At 69.8% G+C, this 13,681-nt stretch carries 11 protein-coding genes and 1 other RNA gene; 8 read left to right on the top strand and 4 right to left on the bottom strand.

Annotated elements, in window-relative coordinates; genetic code table 11:
* Window positions 1-3,191, top strand: a 3,191-nt coding sequence (locus ACWDS7_RS09140; protein ID WP_451928813.1) for an NAD-glutamate dehydrogenase, incomplete at its 5' end; no start/stop codon positions are given.
* A 321-nt stretch (window positions 3,192-3,512) separates the two neighbouring features.
* Here ACWDS7_RS09140 and ACWDS7_RS09135 read toward each other — a convergent pair.
* On the bottom strand, window positions 3,513-4,553 hold the full coding sequence (locus ACWDS7_RS09135) for a hypothetical protein (protein WP_451928812.1): 1,041 nt from the start codon (window positions 4,551-4,553) through the stop codon (window positions 3,513-3,515).
* Window positions 4,554-4,651: 98 nt separating this feature from the next.
* Here ACWDS7_RS09135 and prfB point away from each other — a divergent pair, with 98 nt between their 5' ends.
* Entirely contained in the window at window positions 4,652-5,770 is a 1,119-nt protein-coding gene (gene prfB / locus ACWDS7_RS09130) for a peptide chain release factor 2 (protein ID WP_306858938.1), read from the top strand.
* A 73-nt stretch (window positions 5,771-5,843) separates the two neighbouring features.
* Here the strand turns inward: prfB and ACWDS7_RS09125 are convergent, their stop codons facing one another.
* Window positions 5,844-6,035, bottom strand: a complete 192-nt coding sequence (locus tag ACWDS7_RS09125) for a hypothetical protein (protein WP_451928811.1) — start codon at window positions 6,033-6,035, stop codon at window positions 5,844-5,846.
* 235 nt (window positions 6,036-6,270) lie between these two features.
* On the opposite strand from ACWDS7_RS09125, the gene ftsE reads away from it, so the two are divergent.
* From ftsE to ACWDS7_RS09095, 6 genes are all read left to right on the top strand, one after another.
* Window positions 6,271-6,960: a cell division ATP-binding protein FtsE gene (gene ftsE, locus ACWDS7_RS09120; RefSeq protein ID WP_012888192.1), complete on the top strand. Its 690-nt coding sequence runs from the start codon at window positions 6,271-6,273 to the stop codon at window positions 6,958-6,960.
* Between the two features lie 33 nt (window positions 6,961-6,993).
* On the top strand, window positions 6,994-7,902 hold the full coding sequence (gene ftsX, locus ACWDS7_RS09115; protein WP_306858930.1) for a permease-like cell division protein FtsX: 909 nt from the start codon (window positions 6,994-6,996) through the stop codon (window positions 7,900-7,902).
* Window positions 7,903-7,988: 86 nt separating this feature from the next.
* Window positions 7,989-8,456 carry an SsrA-binding protein SmpB gene (gene smpB / locus ACWDS7_RS09110; protein WP_306875276.1) on the top strand — a complete coding sequence of 156 codons (468 nt, stop codon included), beginning with the start codon at window positions 7,989-7,991 and terminating at the stop codon, window positions 8,454-8,456.
* A gap of 2 nt (window positions 8,457-8,458) precedes the next feature.
* On the top strand, window positions 8,459-10,351 hold the full coding sequence (locus ACWDS7_RS09105) for a penicillin-binding transpeptidase domain-containing protein (protein WP_306858928.1): 1,893 nt from the start codon (window positions 8,459-8,461) through the stop codon (window positions 10,349-10,351).
* Between the two features lie 437 nt (window positions 10,352-10,788).
* Window positions 10,789-11,173, top strand: a transfer-messenger RNA (tmRNA) gene (ssrA, locus tag ACWDS7_RS09100).
* A 115-nt stretch (window positions 11,174-11,288) separates the two neighbouring features.
* The gene (locus ACWDS7_RS09095) at window positions 11,289-11,486 is read left to right on the top strand and encodes a hypothetical protein (RefSeq protein ID WP_451928810.1); all 198 of its coding nucleotides are present in this window, start codon (window positions 11,289-11,291) and stop codon (window positions 11,484-11,486) included.
* Between the two features lie 63 nt (window positions 11,487-11,549).
* On the opposite strand, the gene ACWDS7_RS09090 is transcribed toward ACWDS7_RS09095, so the two are convergent.
* The gene (locus ACWDS7_RS09090; protein WP_451928809.1) at window positions 11,550-12,737 is read right to left on the bottom strand and encodes an MFS transporter; all 1,188 of its coding nucleotides are present in this window, start codon (window positions 12,735-12,737) and stop codon (window positions 11,550-11,552) included.
* Between the two features lie 30 nt (window positions 12,738-12,767).
* On the bottom strand, window positions 12,768-13,643 hold the full coding sequence (locus ACWDS7_RS09085; protein WP_451928808.1) for an alpha/beta fold hydrolase: 876 nt from the start codon (window positions 13,641-13,643) through the stop codon (window positions 12,768-12,770).
* Between the last annotated feature and the right edge of the window lie 38 nt (window positions 13,644-13,681).

Raw genomic sequence — 13,681 nt, 5'->3', positions numbered from 1 at the left:
ACGACGCCGCCGAGGGCGAGCGCCGGTTCAAGCTCTACCGGATCGGCGCGCCCATCTCCCTGTCGCATGTGCTGCCGCTGCTCCAGCGGATGGGCGTCGAGGTGGTCGACGAGCGGCCCTACGAGATCGACCGCGACAACGACCCGGCGACCAACGACGCCTGGATCTACGACTTCGGCCTGCGCTACACCCCCTCCTCGGAGGTGGACAGGGACGAGTTCAAGCGGCTGTTCCAGGACGCCTTCGGCGCGCTGTGGCGGGGCCGGGTGGAGAGCGACGGCTTCAACGGGCTCGTCCTGGCCGCCGGCCTGACCTGGGAGCAGGCCGAGATCCTGCGCATCTACGCCAAGTATCTGCGCCAGGCCGGCACCACGTTCAGCCAGGACTACATCGAGCGGGTGCTGCTGGGCAACGTACGGCTCGCCCGGCTGCTGGTGCGGCTGTTCGAGGCCAGGCTCGACCCCCGCCGCTCGGAGGAGGTCCGCTCGGACCTGAGCGAGGCGCTGAACGAGGAGATCCTCGGGGCCCTGGACGACGTGGCCTCCCTGGACGAGGACCGCATCCTGCGGGCCTACCTGGAGATGATCAATGCCACGCTGCGGACGAACGCCTTCCAGACGGTGGACGGCGAGCGCAAGCCGTACATCAGCCTGAAGCTCGACTCGCCGTCGATCAGCGTGCTGCCGCTGCCCCGGCCGAAGTTCGAGGTCTTCGTCTACTCGCCCCGGGTCGAGGGCGTGCACCTGCGCTTCGGCAAGGTCGCGCGCGGCGGCCTGCGCTGGTCGGACCGGATGGAGGACTTCCGCACCGAGGTCCTCGGCCTGGTGAAGGCGCAGATGGTGAAGAACACCGTCATCGTCCCCACCGGCTCCAAGGGCGGCTTCGTCGTGAAGAACCCGCCGAAGTCGGGTGCGCGGGAGGACGTGCTGGCCGAGGGCGTCGCCTGCTACCGGATGTTCATCTCCGGCCTGCTGGACATCACCGACAACCTCGTCGACGGCCAGGTGGTCCCGCCCGCCGACGTGGTCCGGCACGACGAGGACGACACCTACCTGGTGGTCGCCGCCGACAAGGGGACCGCGACGTTCTCCGACATCGCCAACGCGGTGGCCAAGGAGTACGGCTTCTGGCTGGGGGACGCCTTCGCCTCCGGCGGCTCGATCGGCTACGACCACAAGGCCATGGGCATCACCGCCCGCGGCGCCTGGGAGTCGGTGAAGTATCACTTCCGCACGACCGGGGTGGACATCCAGACCACCGACTTCACCGTGGTCGGCGTCGGCGACATGTCCGGCGACGTGTTCGGCAACGGCATGCTGCTCTCCCAGCACATCCGGCTGATCGCGGCCTTCGACCACCGGCACGTCTTCGTCGACCCCGACCCGGACGCCGCACGCAGCTACGCCGAGCGGGCCCGGCTGTTCGCGCTGCCGCGCAGCTCGTGGGCCGACTACGACACCTCGCTCATCGCGCAGGGCGGTGGCGTCTGGCCGCGCACGGCCAAGTCGATCCCGCTCTCCCCGCAGATGCGCGCCGCGCTCGGCATCGCCGACGAGGTGACCTCGCTGGCCCCCAACGACCTGATCAGCGCCATCCTGCGGGCCCCGGTGGACCTGCTGTGGAACGGCGGCATCGGCACCTACGCCAAGGCGTCGAGCGAGTCGAACGCCGACGTCGGCGACAAGGCCAACGACGGCCTGCGGGTCGACGCCTCCGAGCTGCGCTGCAAGGTGATCGGCGAGGGCGGCAACCTGGGCTTCACCCAGCTCGCCCGGATCGAGTTCGCCCTCAACGGCGGGCTCGTCAACACCGACTTCATCGACAACTCGGCGGGCGTGGACACCTCCGACCACGAGGTGAACATCAAGGTCCTGCTGGACCGGGCGGTCCGCGACGGCGAGCTCACCGACAAGCAGCGCAACCAGCTCTTCCTCGACATGACCGACGAGGTCGCCGACCTGGTCCTGCGGGACAACTACGACCAGAACGTGGTGCTGGCCGCCGCCCGCGCGCAGGCGACCGAGATGCTGCACATCCACTCGCGCCAGCTCCGCAAGCTGGAGCGGGCCGGCCTGGTCAACCGGGAGCTGGAGTTCCTGCCGTCGGACAAGACGCTCGCCGAGCGGCGCCAGGCAGGGCTCGGGCTGACCGCGCCGGAGTTCTCGGTGCTGCTGGCCTACACCAAGCTGGTGGTCGACGCCGAGATCCTCGGCTCCGACCTGCCCGACGACCCCTACCTGGCGTCCTGGCTGGTGTCCTACTTCCCGACGGCGCTGCGCGAGCGCTTCCGCGACTACATGGACGCCCACCCGCTCCGCCGCGAGATCATCACCACCGGCGTGGTGAACGACCTGGTCAACTCCAGCGGGACCACCTTCATGTTCCGCCTCGGCGAGGAGAGCGGCGCGTCCACGTCGGACATCGCCCGCGCCTACCTCGTCACCCGCGAGGTCTTCGACCTGCCCAGCTTCTGGCGGCAGATCGAGGAGCTGGACAACAAGGTGGACACCTCAACCCAGATCGCCATGGAGCTGGAGGCCCGCAAGCTGGCCGAGCGCGGCACCCGCTGGCTGCTCGGCAACCGCCGCGCGCCGCTGGACCTGGCCTCCACGGTGAGCTTCTTCGCCAAGGGCATGAACGGGCTGCTGGCCCACCTGCCCAAGCTGCTGACCGGCTCCGACCTGACGGCGTTCGAGGAGCGGCGCGACAGCTTCGTCGCCCGGGGCGTGCCGGCCGAGCTCGCCGAGCGGGTCGCCGCGATGGTCCCGGCCTACTCCACCTTCGACCTGGTGGAGGCGGCCGCGCACCTCGGCCGGCCGGTCAACGAGGTGGCCGAGGTCTACTTCGACCTGGCCGACCGGCTCCAGCTCGCCGGGCTGCGCGAGCGCATCATCGCGCTGCCCAGGGACAGCCGGTGGAACTCGATGGCGCGGGCCGCGCTCCGCGACGACCTCTACGCCGCGCACGCCACGCTCACCCGCGACGTCCTGGCGCACAGCGCGCCCGGCCTGTCGCCGGAAGAGCGCCTGGCGAGCTGGATCGAGGTCAACTCGGCGGCGATGGCCCGGGCCCGGCAGACCCTGTCGGAGATCTGGGAGAGCGACAACTTCGATCTCGCCACGCTGTCGGTGGCGCTGCGCGCGATCCGCACGCTGGTGACCGCCACCAGCCTGCCGCACAGCGAGGCCTGAGCACCCGGCGCGGGCCCGTACGGCCCGCGCCGGGTGAACACCGGCGCGGGCGGGGCCCGACAGGGCCGCTACGGCGAGGCGCGGCCTGACACGGCCCGGGCCCCGAGCGGGGGCCCGGGCGACGCCGCGCGCCGTCGGCCCGCCGCAAGCGGAACGGTCGCCCGGCCGCGCGCTGTCGGATCGAGGCGCGCGGAACGGTCGCCCGGCCGCATGCCGCCGGACCGCCGCAAGCGGAACGGGCGCCCGGTGGTCCGGGCGGCGTCCGCCGGCCGCGCGGGTCACCGGGTCACGCGGGTCACCGGGTTCTCCCGGCCGTCTCCGTCAGGAGACGAACGCCTTGGTGATGCCGCCCAGGTAGCCGATGATCTTGGCGGGCCGGCCGCTGTTCTTGGCCGGGACGGTGCTCACGTACTGCTGGGTCTCGACGGTGCGCAGCTCCTTGGAGGCGCGGCGCTCGGAGATCAGCCCCCGGGCGCTCGGCGGCACCACGATCTCCGCGCAGGGCTCGACCTTGGAGGTCAGGGTGGTGGTCCTGATGAGCGAGTATGTGACCATGGCGCCGCCGTCGGCCGTGCGCAGCGCGTGCACGGGGTAGTTGCTCGCGGCGAAGATCGAGTCGTAGCCGAGGCAGTCGTCCTTCTTGTAGTCCAGTCGCTTGGTCGAGATCTCGTCGGCGTAGCCGGTGGTGTGCGGGCCCTGCTCGATCAGCCCGGCGGTGAATCCCGCGGTGCCCTCCTCGGCGGAGGTCGCGTGCAGCGGCGCCATGAGCCGCGGGCTGATCTCGACGCTCGTGTCCTCGTAACCCAGCGCGGTGGCGTAGCCCTCCGCGTCCTTGGCGATCTCCGGCGCCCGCACGCCGGGCTCCAGCAGGGAGGCGGAGCTGAGGTACCACCGCTCGCCGCCGTATTTGATCAGGGTCAGCACGGCGGGGCGCGTGTTGCCCGCCGCGTCCACACGGCTGACGATCGCGGCGAACCAGAAGGGGCTCCGCTGCACCCGCGGGACCAGCAGCTGCGGCCTGCCCCAGGTGTAGTGGGGCGGCGCGCCCCGCGAGCTGTTGAGGGCGGCCAGGGCGAGGGCCTCCTGGCCGTCGCGGGTCTGCTCGGCCATGTTCCTGGCGTCGGCCTCCTGGCGCGGTGTGGCGCGGCTCAGCACCCCCTCGGCGCCCAGGATGCCGGCCAGCGCCTTCTCCGCCTCGGCGAGCGTGACCCGGGGCGCGGGCAGGGCGGCGGGGGCCGAGGTGACGCCGGTGCCGCGGGGGCTCCGGCCCGGCGCGGCGCCGTCGGAGCCCGAGCACGCCGCGGTGGCGGTCACCAGGCTCAGGGCGAGCACGAGCAGATCCCGTCGCCCACGTTCCCGCACGTCCGCCTCCCGATGGTCCCCTCGCGGGCCCATGCTAGCCATGGCGGGGGCAGGAGCCGTACACAATGGGGTTCGGCGGTCGCGTACCCTTTACAGACGTGGCACTCATCGATCCGGCAGAAGAGATCAACGAGCTTACCGGCACGCTCAACAGCATCCAGGACGTGCTCGACCTCGGCGTGATGCGCAAGCAGATCGAGGAGCTCGGGGAGCAGGCTGCCGCGCCCGACCTGTGGAACGACCAGGAGCGGGCCCAGCAGGTCACCAGCAAGCTCTCCTACCTGCAGGGCGAGGTCAACAGGATCGAGTCCCTCGGGCAGCGGCTGGAGGACCTGGGGGTCCTCTACGAGCTCGCCGCCGCCGAGGACGACGCCGACACCCGCGAGGAGGCCGACCGCGAGCTGGAGTCCCTCAGGAGCGACATCGGCGCCCTTGAGGTCCGCACCCTGCTGTCGGGCGAATACGACGCGCGTGAGGCGGTCGTCACGATCAACTCCCAGGCCGGCGGCGTCGACGCGGCCGACTGGGCGCAGATGCTCCTGCGGATGTACATCCGGTGGGCCGAGCGCAAGGGCTACCCGACGGAGGTCTACGAGACCTCCTACGCCGAGGAGGCCGGGATCAAGTCGGCGACCTTCACCGTGAAGGCGCCCTACGCCTACGGCACGCTCCGCGGCGAGCACGGCACCCACCGGCTGGTCCGCATCAGCCCGTTCGACAACCAGGGCCGCCGCCAGACCTCCTTCGCCGGCGTCGACGTGGTCCCGGTCGTCGAGACGACCGACCACATCGACATCAACGAGGACGACCTGCGGGTCGACGTCTACCGCTCCTCCGGCCCCGGCGGTCAGGGCGTCAACACCACCGACTCGGCGGTCCGCCTGACCCACCTGCCCACCGGCATCGTGGTCTCCTGCCAGAACGAGCGCTCCCAGCTGCAGAACAAGGCGACCGCGATGGCGGTCCTGCAGTCCAAGCTGCTGGAGCGCAAGCGTCAGGAGGAGGCCGCGGCGCTGAACGAGATCCGGGGCGAGTCCACCACCTCGTGGGGCACCCAGATCCGCAACTACGTGCTGCACCCCTACCAGATCGTCAAGGACCTGCGGACCGGCACCGAGGCCGGCAACCCGAGCGCGGTGCTCGACGGCGACCTCGACGAGTTCATCGAGGCCGAGATCCGGTGGACCCGCCGCCAGGAGTCGGGCGCCGAGCAGTAGACGGCGGGCACCCCGGGCGCGTTGGGGTGCCCTGAGAGCGCCTCAGCGGCTCCCTGGGGTCCTCGCGGAGCCCTCAGGCGCCCGTCAGGTGCTTGAGGGCGAGGGTGAGGAAGAAGAGCGCGAGCAGCGCCAGGGAGACGAGCGCCGGGGTCATCCCGCCCATCCCGTGCTGGTGCATCCGTTCGCGGTTGGCGCGGCACATGGGGCAGCGGCCCTCCGCGACAGGGTGGGCGCACCCCGCGCAGACCAGGTCCTCACAGCTCATGATGTCCTCCCTCTCCGAGGTCAGAACCACTTTATGTGGTCGTTACGGGGCGCCGAATCGTTTTGTTTCCGTTATGGACTTTCCATGCCAGTCTTCCCCCTAGACTGGGCTCCGGCCAACCGGAACGTCGATCAAGAGTAAAGACCGGCGCCCCCCGGCCGGCGAGAGGCGGAAGTGGACCTCTGCCACTCCTGCGACCGTCCTAACCCCTAGACTGGCATGCCGTGATGCGCCCGTGATCCATTTTGATAATGTCACCAAGGTCTACGCGAACCAGAACCGGCCCGCGTTGGACCACGTCAGCGTCGATGTCGACAAGGGCGAGTTCGTGTTCCTCGTCGGCCCTTCGGGGTCCGGGAAGTCGACCTTTCTCCGCCTGGTCCTGAAGGAGGAGCGCCCCAACTCGGGAGCGATCCACGTGGCCGGCAAGGACCTCGCCCGACTGTCCAACTTCAAGATCCCGCACCTGCGCCGCCGTATCGGCTGCGTCTTCCAGGACTTCCGGCTCCTGCCGAACAAGAACGTCTACGAGAACGTCGCGTTCGCGCTGGAGGTCATCGGCAAGCCGCGCCGGTTCATCCGCAAGGTCGTGCCCGAGGTCGTCGAGCTCGTCGGCCTGGAGGGCAAGGCCCACCGGATGCCCGACGAGCTGTCCGGCGGCGAGCAGCAGCGGGTCGCGATGGCCCGCGCCTTCGTCAACCGGCCTATGATCCTGCTTGCTGACGAGCCGACCGGAAACATCGACCCGGCGACGAGCATCGGCATCATGAAGGTGCTCGACCGGATCAACCGGACCGGCACCACCGTCGTCATGGCCACGCACGACGCGGCCATCGTCGACTCCATGCGCAAGCGCGTAGTGGAACTGGAGGACGGAAAGATCGTCCGAGACCAGTCGCGTGGCGTGTACGGCCAGGCGTACTGAGACACCAGGACCAGAGACAGCGACAGGAAGAGCATGCGGGCAAACTTCATCTTCTCCGAGGTCTGGATCGGCCTCCGCCGTAACCTCACGATGACCATCGCCGTCATCGTGACGGTGGCCATCGGCATGGCGTTGCTGGGCGTCGGTCTGATGATCAACTCCCAGATCTCCAGCATGAGGGACTACTGGACGGACAAGGTCGAGGTCTCGGTCTTCCTGTGCAAGAAGAATGACCCCTTCCCGCAGTGCAAGGGCAGCGGTGGCGTCAACGAGCAGGAGCAGGCCGCGCTCAAGACGCAGATCGAGAGCATGCAGCAGGTCCAGTCCGTGGAGTTCGAGGACGCCGCGAAGGCCTACGAGAACTTCAAGGCCCAGTACAAGAACGACACCGTGATGCTCTCGGCGATCCAGGTCGGGGACATGCCGGAGTCGTTCCGGGTCAAGCTGAAGGACCCCGACACCTACGAGGCGGTGATCCAGCAGCTCAACGGGGCCAAGGGCGTCTCGGTCGTGGTGAACCAGCAGACGTTCCTGGAGAAGTTCTTCGGACTGCTGGAGAAGCTCCGCTGGGCGGCCCTGGTGATCGCGATCGTCCTGGTCTTCGCGGCCACGCTGCTGATCGGCAACACGGTCCGCCTGTCGGCCTACAACCGCAGACGCGAGACCGGGATCATGCGCCTGGTCGGCGCCTCCAACCTCTACATCCAGCTCCCGTTCGTGATGGAGGGGGTCATCGCCGGTCTGATCGGCGGTGTGGTGGCGGCGGTGCTGCTGATCGTCAGCAAGGTCTTCATCTTCGACGGGGTGCAGCTCTACCTGTTCAACAACAGCGAGCTGTCCTGGGAGACCCTGGCCGGGGTGATCACCCTTACAATGATCATCGGTGTGCTCATCTGTGTGCTGGCCTCGTTCGTCACGCTCCGCCGCTATCTGCGGGTGTGACGCGGCCGTGCCTCCGGCTCGCTCGCTGAGCGCCCTCCCGCTCTCCGGCGCGGTTCACCGCCCCGGTCCCCGGTAGGCTCGTGGGCATGCCACGTGAGACCGGGCGGAAGGTCATCGCCCAGAACAAGCGTGCCTGGCACGACTACCACATCGAGGACACCTACGAAGCTGGTCTCGTGCTGCAGGGCACCGAGGTCAAGTCGCTGCGCCTTGGCCGCGCCTCCCTCATCGACGGTTATGCGGTCATCAAGGACGGCGAGGCCTGGTTGATCAACGTCCACATCCCCGAATACACCATGGGGACGTGGACGAACCACGCGGCGCGTCGCACCCGCAAGCTGCTGCTGCACCGTAAGGAGATCGACAAGCTGGTCTCGAAGACCAAGGAGGGCGGCCTCACCCTGGTGCCGCTCGCGATCTACTTCAAGGACGGCAAGGCCAAGATCGAGATTGGCCTTGCGAAGGGCAAGAAAGACTGGGACAAGCGGCAGACGCTGGCCGAGAAGCAGGCCAAGCGTGAGATGGCCCGCTCGCTGAGGTACAGGAACAGGTAATCGTGACGGGGAAGGCTCGGCGGACCGTTGCCGCGGCGCTCGTGCTGGCGGCGACGGCCCCCATGCTGTCCGCGTGTTTCGAGGAGCCATCGGCCCACGAGGCGGTGCGCGACTTCCTGGTCGGCTGGCAGACGGGCGACTACGCCATGGCCGCCCGGCGCACCGACGGGGACCAGAAGGCGGTCCGCCAGGCCCTGCAGGACGCCAAGATCCATCTCGACGCGGCCTCGTTCCGCTTCAAGCTCAAGGGGATCCGGGGCGCGGGGGAGCAGACCGAGGCCGACTTCGAGGCCGAGGTCGACCTGGGGGAGAACAACCCCCTCTGGGAATACACCGGCAAGCTCCCGCTCCGCCTGGTGGACGGCCACTGGAAGGTGCACTGGTCGCCCAGCGTGCTCCACCCCCAGCTCCAGGAGGGCCAGCGGTTCGCCGTGGACGTCACACCCCAGGGGCGCCAGCCGATCCTCGACCGCAACAACGACCCGCTCCAGGACGAGCAGACGCTTTACGTGGCCAACGTCATCCCGTCCCTGCTGAAGGACGAGGTCGCCGTCTGCCGGGAGCTCTCCAAGATCACCGGATTCCCGCAGGACCGCCTGCTGAGCAGGATCCGGTCGGCGATCCCCAACGTCCAGGTGCCGCTGGTCACCTTCGGCCGTACCAAATACGCCCAGCTCCGCCAGCAGCTCGACGCGATCCCCGGCATCAAGATGACCGCCGAGCCGCTGCCGCTCGCCCCCGCCTCGCCCGCCCAGATCGTCGGCACCGTCACCGCCGTCACCCCGGAGACCGAGCAGCAGCTCGGCGGGCCGCAGCGGGCCGGAGACACGGTCGGCCGGAGCGGGCTGCAGAAGGCCTACCAGGAATACCTCACCGGCTCGACCGAGACCCGGGTGATCACCCTGGACCTCAAGACGCTGAAGCCGGTCGCCGAGCTGCGCAAGTGGCGGCCCAACCGCTCCACCGCCTCGGTGCGCACCACCCTCGACCGGCCCATCCAGAAGGTCGCCGACACCGCGCTGCTCGGCGGCGGCCTGCCCGCCATGCTGGTCGCGGTCCAGGCCTCGACCGGCAACGTGCTGGCCGTCAGCACCACGAAGGAATACCACCAGGAGCGGCACGCGCTCGCCGGGAAGTTCCGCGCGGGCGGCCTTTTCTCGATCATGTCCGTCGAGGGGCTGCTCAAGGCCCAGGTGAACCTCAAGCAGAAGCTCGCCTGCCCGGTCGACCGGACCGTCGGCGGCGCCGAGTTCCACCAGGCCTCGCCGCCCGCCGGGAGCACGCTGAGCCTCAAGGGCAACTTCGCCACCGGCTGTGTGACCGCGCTGGCCTCGCTGGCCCGCCGGATCGACGGCGCGGAGCTGGAGGCCAGCGCCGCCCGGTTCGGTATCGGCTCGCAGTGGGACCTGCCACTGAAGACCTTCAGCGGCAAGATGCGGCCGCTGATCAACGACGCGGCCACCGCCAAGGCCATCGCCGGGCAGAACGTCCTGGTCAGCCCGCTGTCCATGGCTCTGGTCGCCGGGGCGATCGCCTCTCCCACCGGCACCTGGCACCCGCCCGTCCTGGTCACCGAGCCGAAGACGCCCGATCCCTCGGCCGAGGCCGAGACGGTGAAGGCCCCCGACCCGATCAAGATCGACGACAGGACGATCGACACCCTCAAGACGCTCATGCGCGCCGGCGTGACCTCCGGATCGGCCCGCGCGGCGGCGGCCCCGGGCGACCCGGTCTCCGGCATCACCGCCTCGGTGATGCAGGGCCGCAAGCCGATGGCCTGGTTCACCGGCTGGCAGGAGGACGTGGCAGTGGCGGTGCTGGCCGAGAGCTCCGATCCCACGGCGGGGGCGGCCATCGCCGGACGGTTCTTCCAGGGACTGCACGCGGGCCTGTGACGGGGACCGCGCAGGGCCTGCGCGTGCCGTGACGAGGGGGCCGCACATGGTCTGTGCGTGCCGCCTGTGACGGTCCGCGCAGGGCCTGTGCGTGCCGCCTGTGACCCAGCGGAATATTCTCCTCACGTCGAGCAACCATCGCGTGCCCTGTGTGCGTCCTTCTAAGTGACTGGGCACCGCTTGGGGGGTTGCGGGCTCAGTCGCCGCGATGAGATCAGGGCCCCGTCTCGGGGGAGGCCCTGCCGTCCGGACCGGCTCGACCCTGCCGGTCGGCCCCGGGGGCGCGTGCGACAGTCCCGCGCTCCCGGGGTTTCGGCATCTCCGGCCCGGCCGGACCTGCCGGGCTCGCCGGACGGGAATTGAGTTGGCGTTACCCGCGTTGTAACAGGTATCTTCGGATGGCTCGGTTCTTCGGAGCCGGGTTGACAATTCAACAGGGGGGTGACTGGTTTCGACTTTGGCTTTGCAAGTCAGGAGAAGCGGGTCGAGGACTGCGGACATAACCTCGTTAACACTGTGACCGCGACCAACAAGTGCCAATAAGACGCACTCTGAGGTCAGCCAGGCTCGCCTGGCCCTCGCCGCCTAAGCAGCGAGTGACCTCTGCCGGCCCGGGAGCGCCTCCGGCCCGGATCCGGCATCGCTAGGAGGCTCAACCGATCGACCCGGCCACGGGGAAGATCGGGAAATCAAACAGTGGCTGAGCCCGTCGGCGTCTTGCCTGTGTGAACGCCGGGGCTGAGAAAAGCACAGCAGGCTGCACCCGGAGAAGCCCTGTCTTGGAGTTGAAGGACGCGGGTTCGATTCCCGCCACCTCCACCCCCGTCCCGCGCCCGAGCGTGCGGGACAGATCGTCCAAGGGCGGTCGGGTCGGCGTCATCGCCGACCCGGCCGCCCTTCGGTCTGTCGGGCCTGCGGGCTGTCCGGCAGTGGATCCATGGAGAGTGTGTCGTTCATGTTCTGCTCCCTGTCCGGGGTGGGGCTGGACAAGACCGGCACCGACTCCTGGCGGCCCGTCCGGGCCGCGCCCGGGCCGGACACGCCGTCGGCTGAGCCGGTCTTCGAGACCGGTGGACATCGGCATGCCGGCGCCGTGCTGCGCGGTGATCGCCGGCCGCGGCCGCGTACGCGCTGATCGCCCACTGCGGGGTCTGGGTTCTGGCTGTTGGCAGGTGGGCCGGAGTCCTGGCCGTCGGGTTCAGGCAGGCTGTTCCACGGGCTCGGCCGGTGCGGGCGGGAGCCGTCGCGCGGACCGCCGTGCCGCGGCCGCGCAGGCGGCTGCGGCGAGCACGGCCGTGACCACCGGCAGTGACCACGGGCCGGAGACGGTGAGCAGCTGTCCGCCGATGATCGAGCCGGCGGCGATGCTGACGTTGAAGGTGATGATGAACAGCGCCGAGGCGCCGGTCTGCGCGTGCCGGGCGACCTTGAGCACCGCCGTCTGCAGCAGGATGGGCAGCGCGGCGTAGGCCGCCCCCCAGAACGCGGTGGCCGCGACGGCCAGGCCCCCTTGGGCCAGGACGAGTGCCGCCATCGACACCGTCATCAGGCCGAGCGCGGCCGGCAGTACCGTTCGGGACGGGCGGTCGGCGGCGGCGCCCGCCGCCACTGTTCCGGCGATCCCGGCCAGGCCGAAAGCGAACAGCGCCGGACCGACGCCGTGTTCGGGGACCCCGGCCCGCATCAGGACCGGCACGACGTAGGTGTGCAGGACGAAGTGTCCCGTCATCACCAGCGCGGTGATGACCAGCACGCCTCTCACGCCGGGGATGCGCGCGGCGCGTCCGACTCCGGGTGAGGTCGCGGAGTCGCCGGGGATGTCGGGCAGGGTGACGGGCGCCGCGGCGACGAGGAGCAGGGCGATCGCGGCCAGTATGGCGAACGGGATCCGCCAGCCGGCGGCGTCGCCGATGACCGTGCCGAGCGGGACGCCCAGGGTCAGCGCGGCGGAGTTGGCGGCGAACACCACGGCCACCGCGCGGCCCGCCCTGTCGGCCGTGACCAGCCGGGTGGCGTAGGAGGCCATCGCCGACCACAGCACGCCGTGCCCGAGGCCGGCGATGAGCCGGGCTGCCACGGCCACCGGGTAGTTCGGGGCGACGGCCATGAGCAGGTTGCCGACCGCGAAGGCCGCCATGATGACGACCAGCAGCCTGCGGCGGGGCCACCGTGAGGTGAGCGCGACCAGGGGCAGCGTCACGATCATGATGAGCAGGGCGTAGGCCCCGACCAGCAGGCCGATCCACGGCTGGGTCACCTGCAGGTCCCGGCTCATCGCCGGCAGCAGGCCCATCGGCAGGGTCTCGGTGGTGATGGTCGTGAACGCGGCGGTGAACAGGGCGGCCAGCCCCAGAAACGGCCGCCGGACTGCTGGTGAGGCGTACATGGTCGCGCCTTTTCCCGTGCGGAGTCCGGCTCAGGCCCAGACGCGGTCGAGGAAACCGGCGATGAGCGGGGCGATGTCGGGCAGATTCTCCTCCAGAGCGAAATGTCCGGTGTCGAACAGGTGCAGCTCGGCGTCCGGAAGGTCGCGCAGGTAGGCGCGGGCGCCGGGCTCGGGGAAGAAGGGGTCGTTGCTGCCCCAGGTGATGAGCGTGGGCGGGGTGTGCTTGCGCAGCCATGCCTGCCACTGGCCGTAGCACTCGAGGTTGGTGTGGTAGTCGAAGGCCAGTGTGACCTGGGCCTGCTTGCGCCCGGGCTGGTCGAGGAAGTGCTGGTCGAGTGTCCAGCCCTCCGGTGCGATGAGCTCGGGGTTGCCGGCGCCGCTTTCGTACTGGCCGCGTGTGCCGGGCAGGGTCAGCAGGTCGCGGACGGTGTTCTCGGCGCCCTCGGTCTCGGGTCGCAGCGCGATGAAGTCGCGGGCGTCGGCCGACAGGCCCTCGGTGTAGGCGTTGCCGTTCTGCACGACCAGGCCGGCGATCCATTCGGGGTGCCGCTGCGCGATCCGGAAGCCCACCGGTGCGCCGAAGTCGAAGACGTACATCACGAAGCGGGACAGGCCGAGCAGCTGGACGAAGCCCTCGGTGACGTCGGCGAGCCGGTCGAAGCTGTAGGTGAAGTCGTCCGGCGCCTGGGTGTGCCCGAATCCGGGGTAGTCCGGGGCGATGAGCCGGTAGCGGGTGCCGAGGACGTCGATGAGCCGGCGGAACTGGTGCGAGGCCGAAGGGAAGCCGTGCAGCAGCAGGAGCACCGGTGCGTCGGACCGGTCCGGGATCGACTCGCGGTAGAAGACCTTCACTCCGTCGACGTCGATGTGGCGGTGGATGGTGCGGGCGATAGCCGGGACAGTCACTTAACATGCCTCCTGAAATGGATTATGCATTAGTTATA

The sequence above is a fragment of the Streptosporangium sp. NPDC003464 genome (genome assembly GCF_053588315.1).
This window is presented reverse-complemented; position numbering and strand designations above follow the sequence as displayed.

Excerpts from the sequence above, each read along its gene's own strand:
- ftsX (WP_306858930.1), top strand. The coding sequence starts at position 6,994 with ATGCGGGCAAACTTCATCTTCTCCGAGGTCTGGATCGGCCTCCGCCGT.
- smpB (WP_306875276.1), top strand. The coding sequence starts at position 7,989 with ATGCCACGTGAGACCGGGCGGAAGGTCATCGCCCAGAACAAGCGTGCC.
- ACWDS7_RS09095 (WP_451928810.1), top strand. The coding sequence starts at position 11,289 with ATGGAGAGTGTGTCGTTCATGTTCTGCTCCCTGTCCGGGGTGGGGCTG.
- ACWDS7_RS09125 (WP_451928811.1), bottom strand. The coding sequence starts at position 6,035 with ATGAGCTGTGAGGACCTGGTCTGCGCGGGGTGCGCCCACCCTGTCGCG.
- ACWDS7_RS09090 (WP_451928809.1), bottom strand. The coding sequence starts at position 12,737 with ATGTACGCCTCACCAGCAGTCCGGCGGCCGTTTCTGGGGCTGGCCGCC.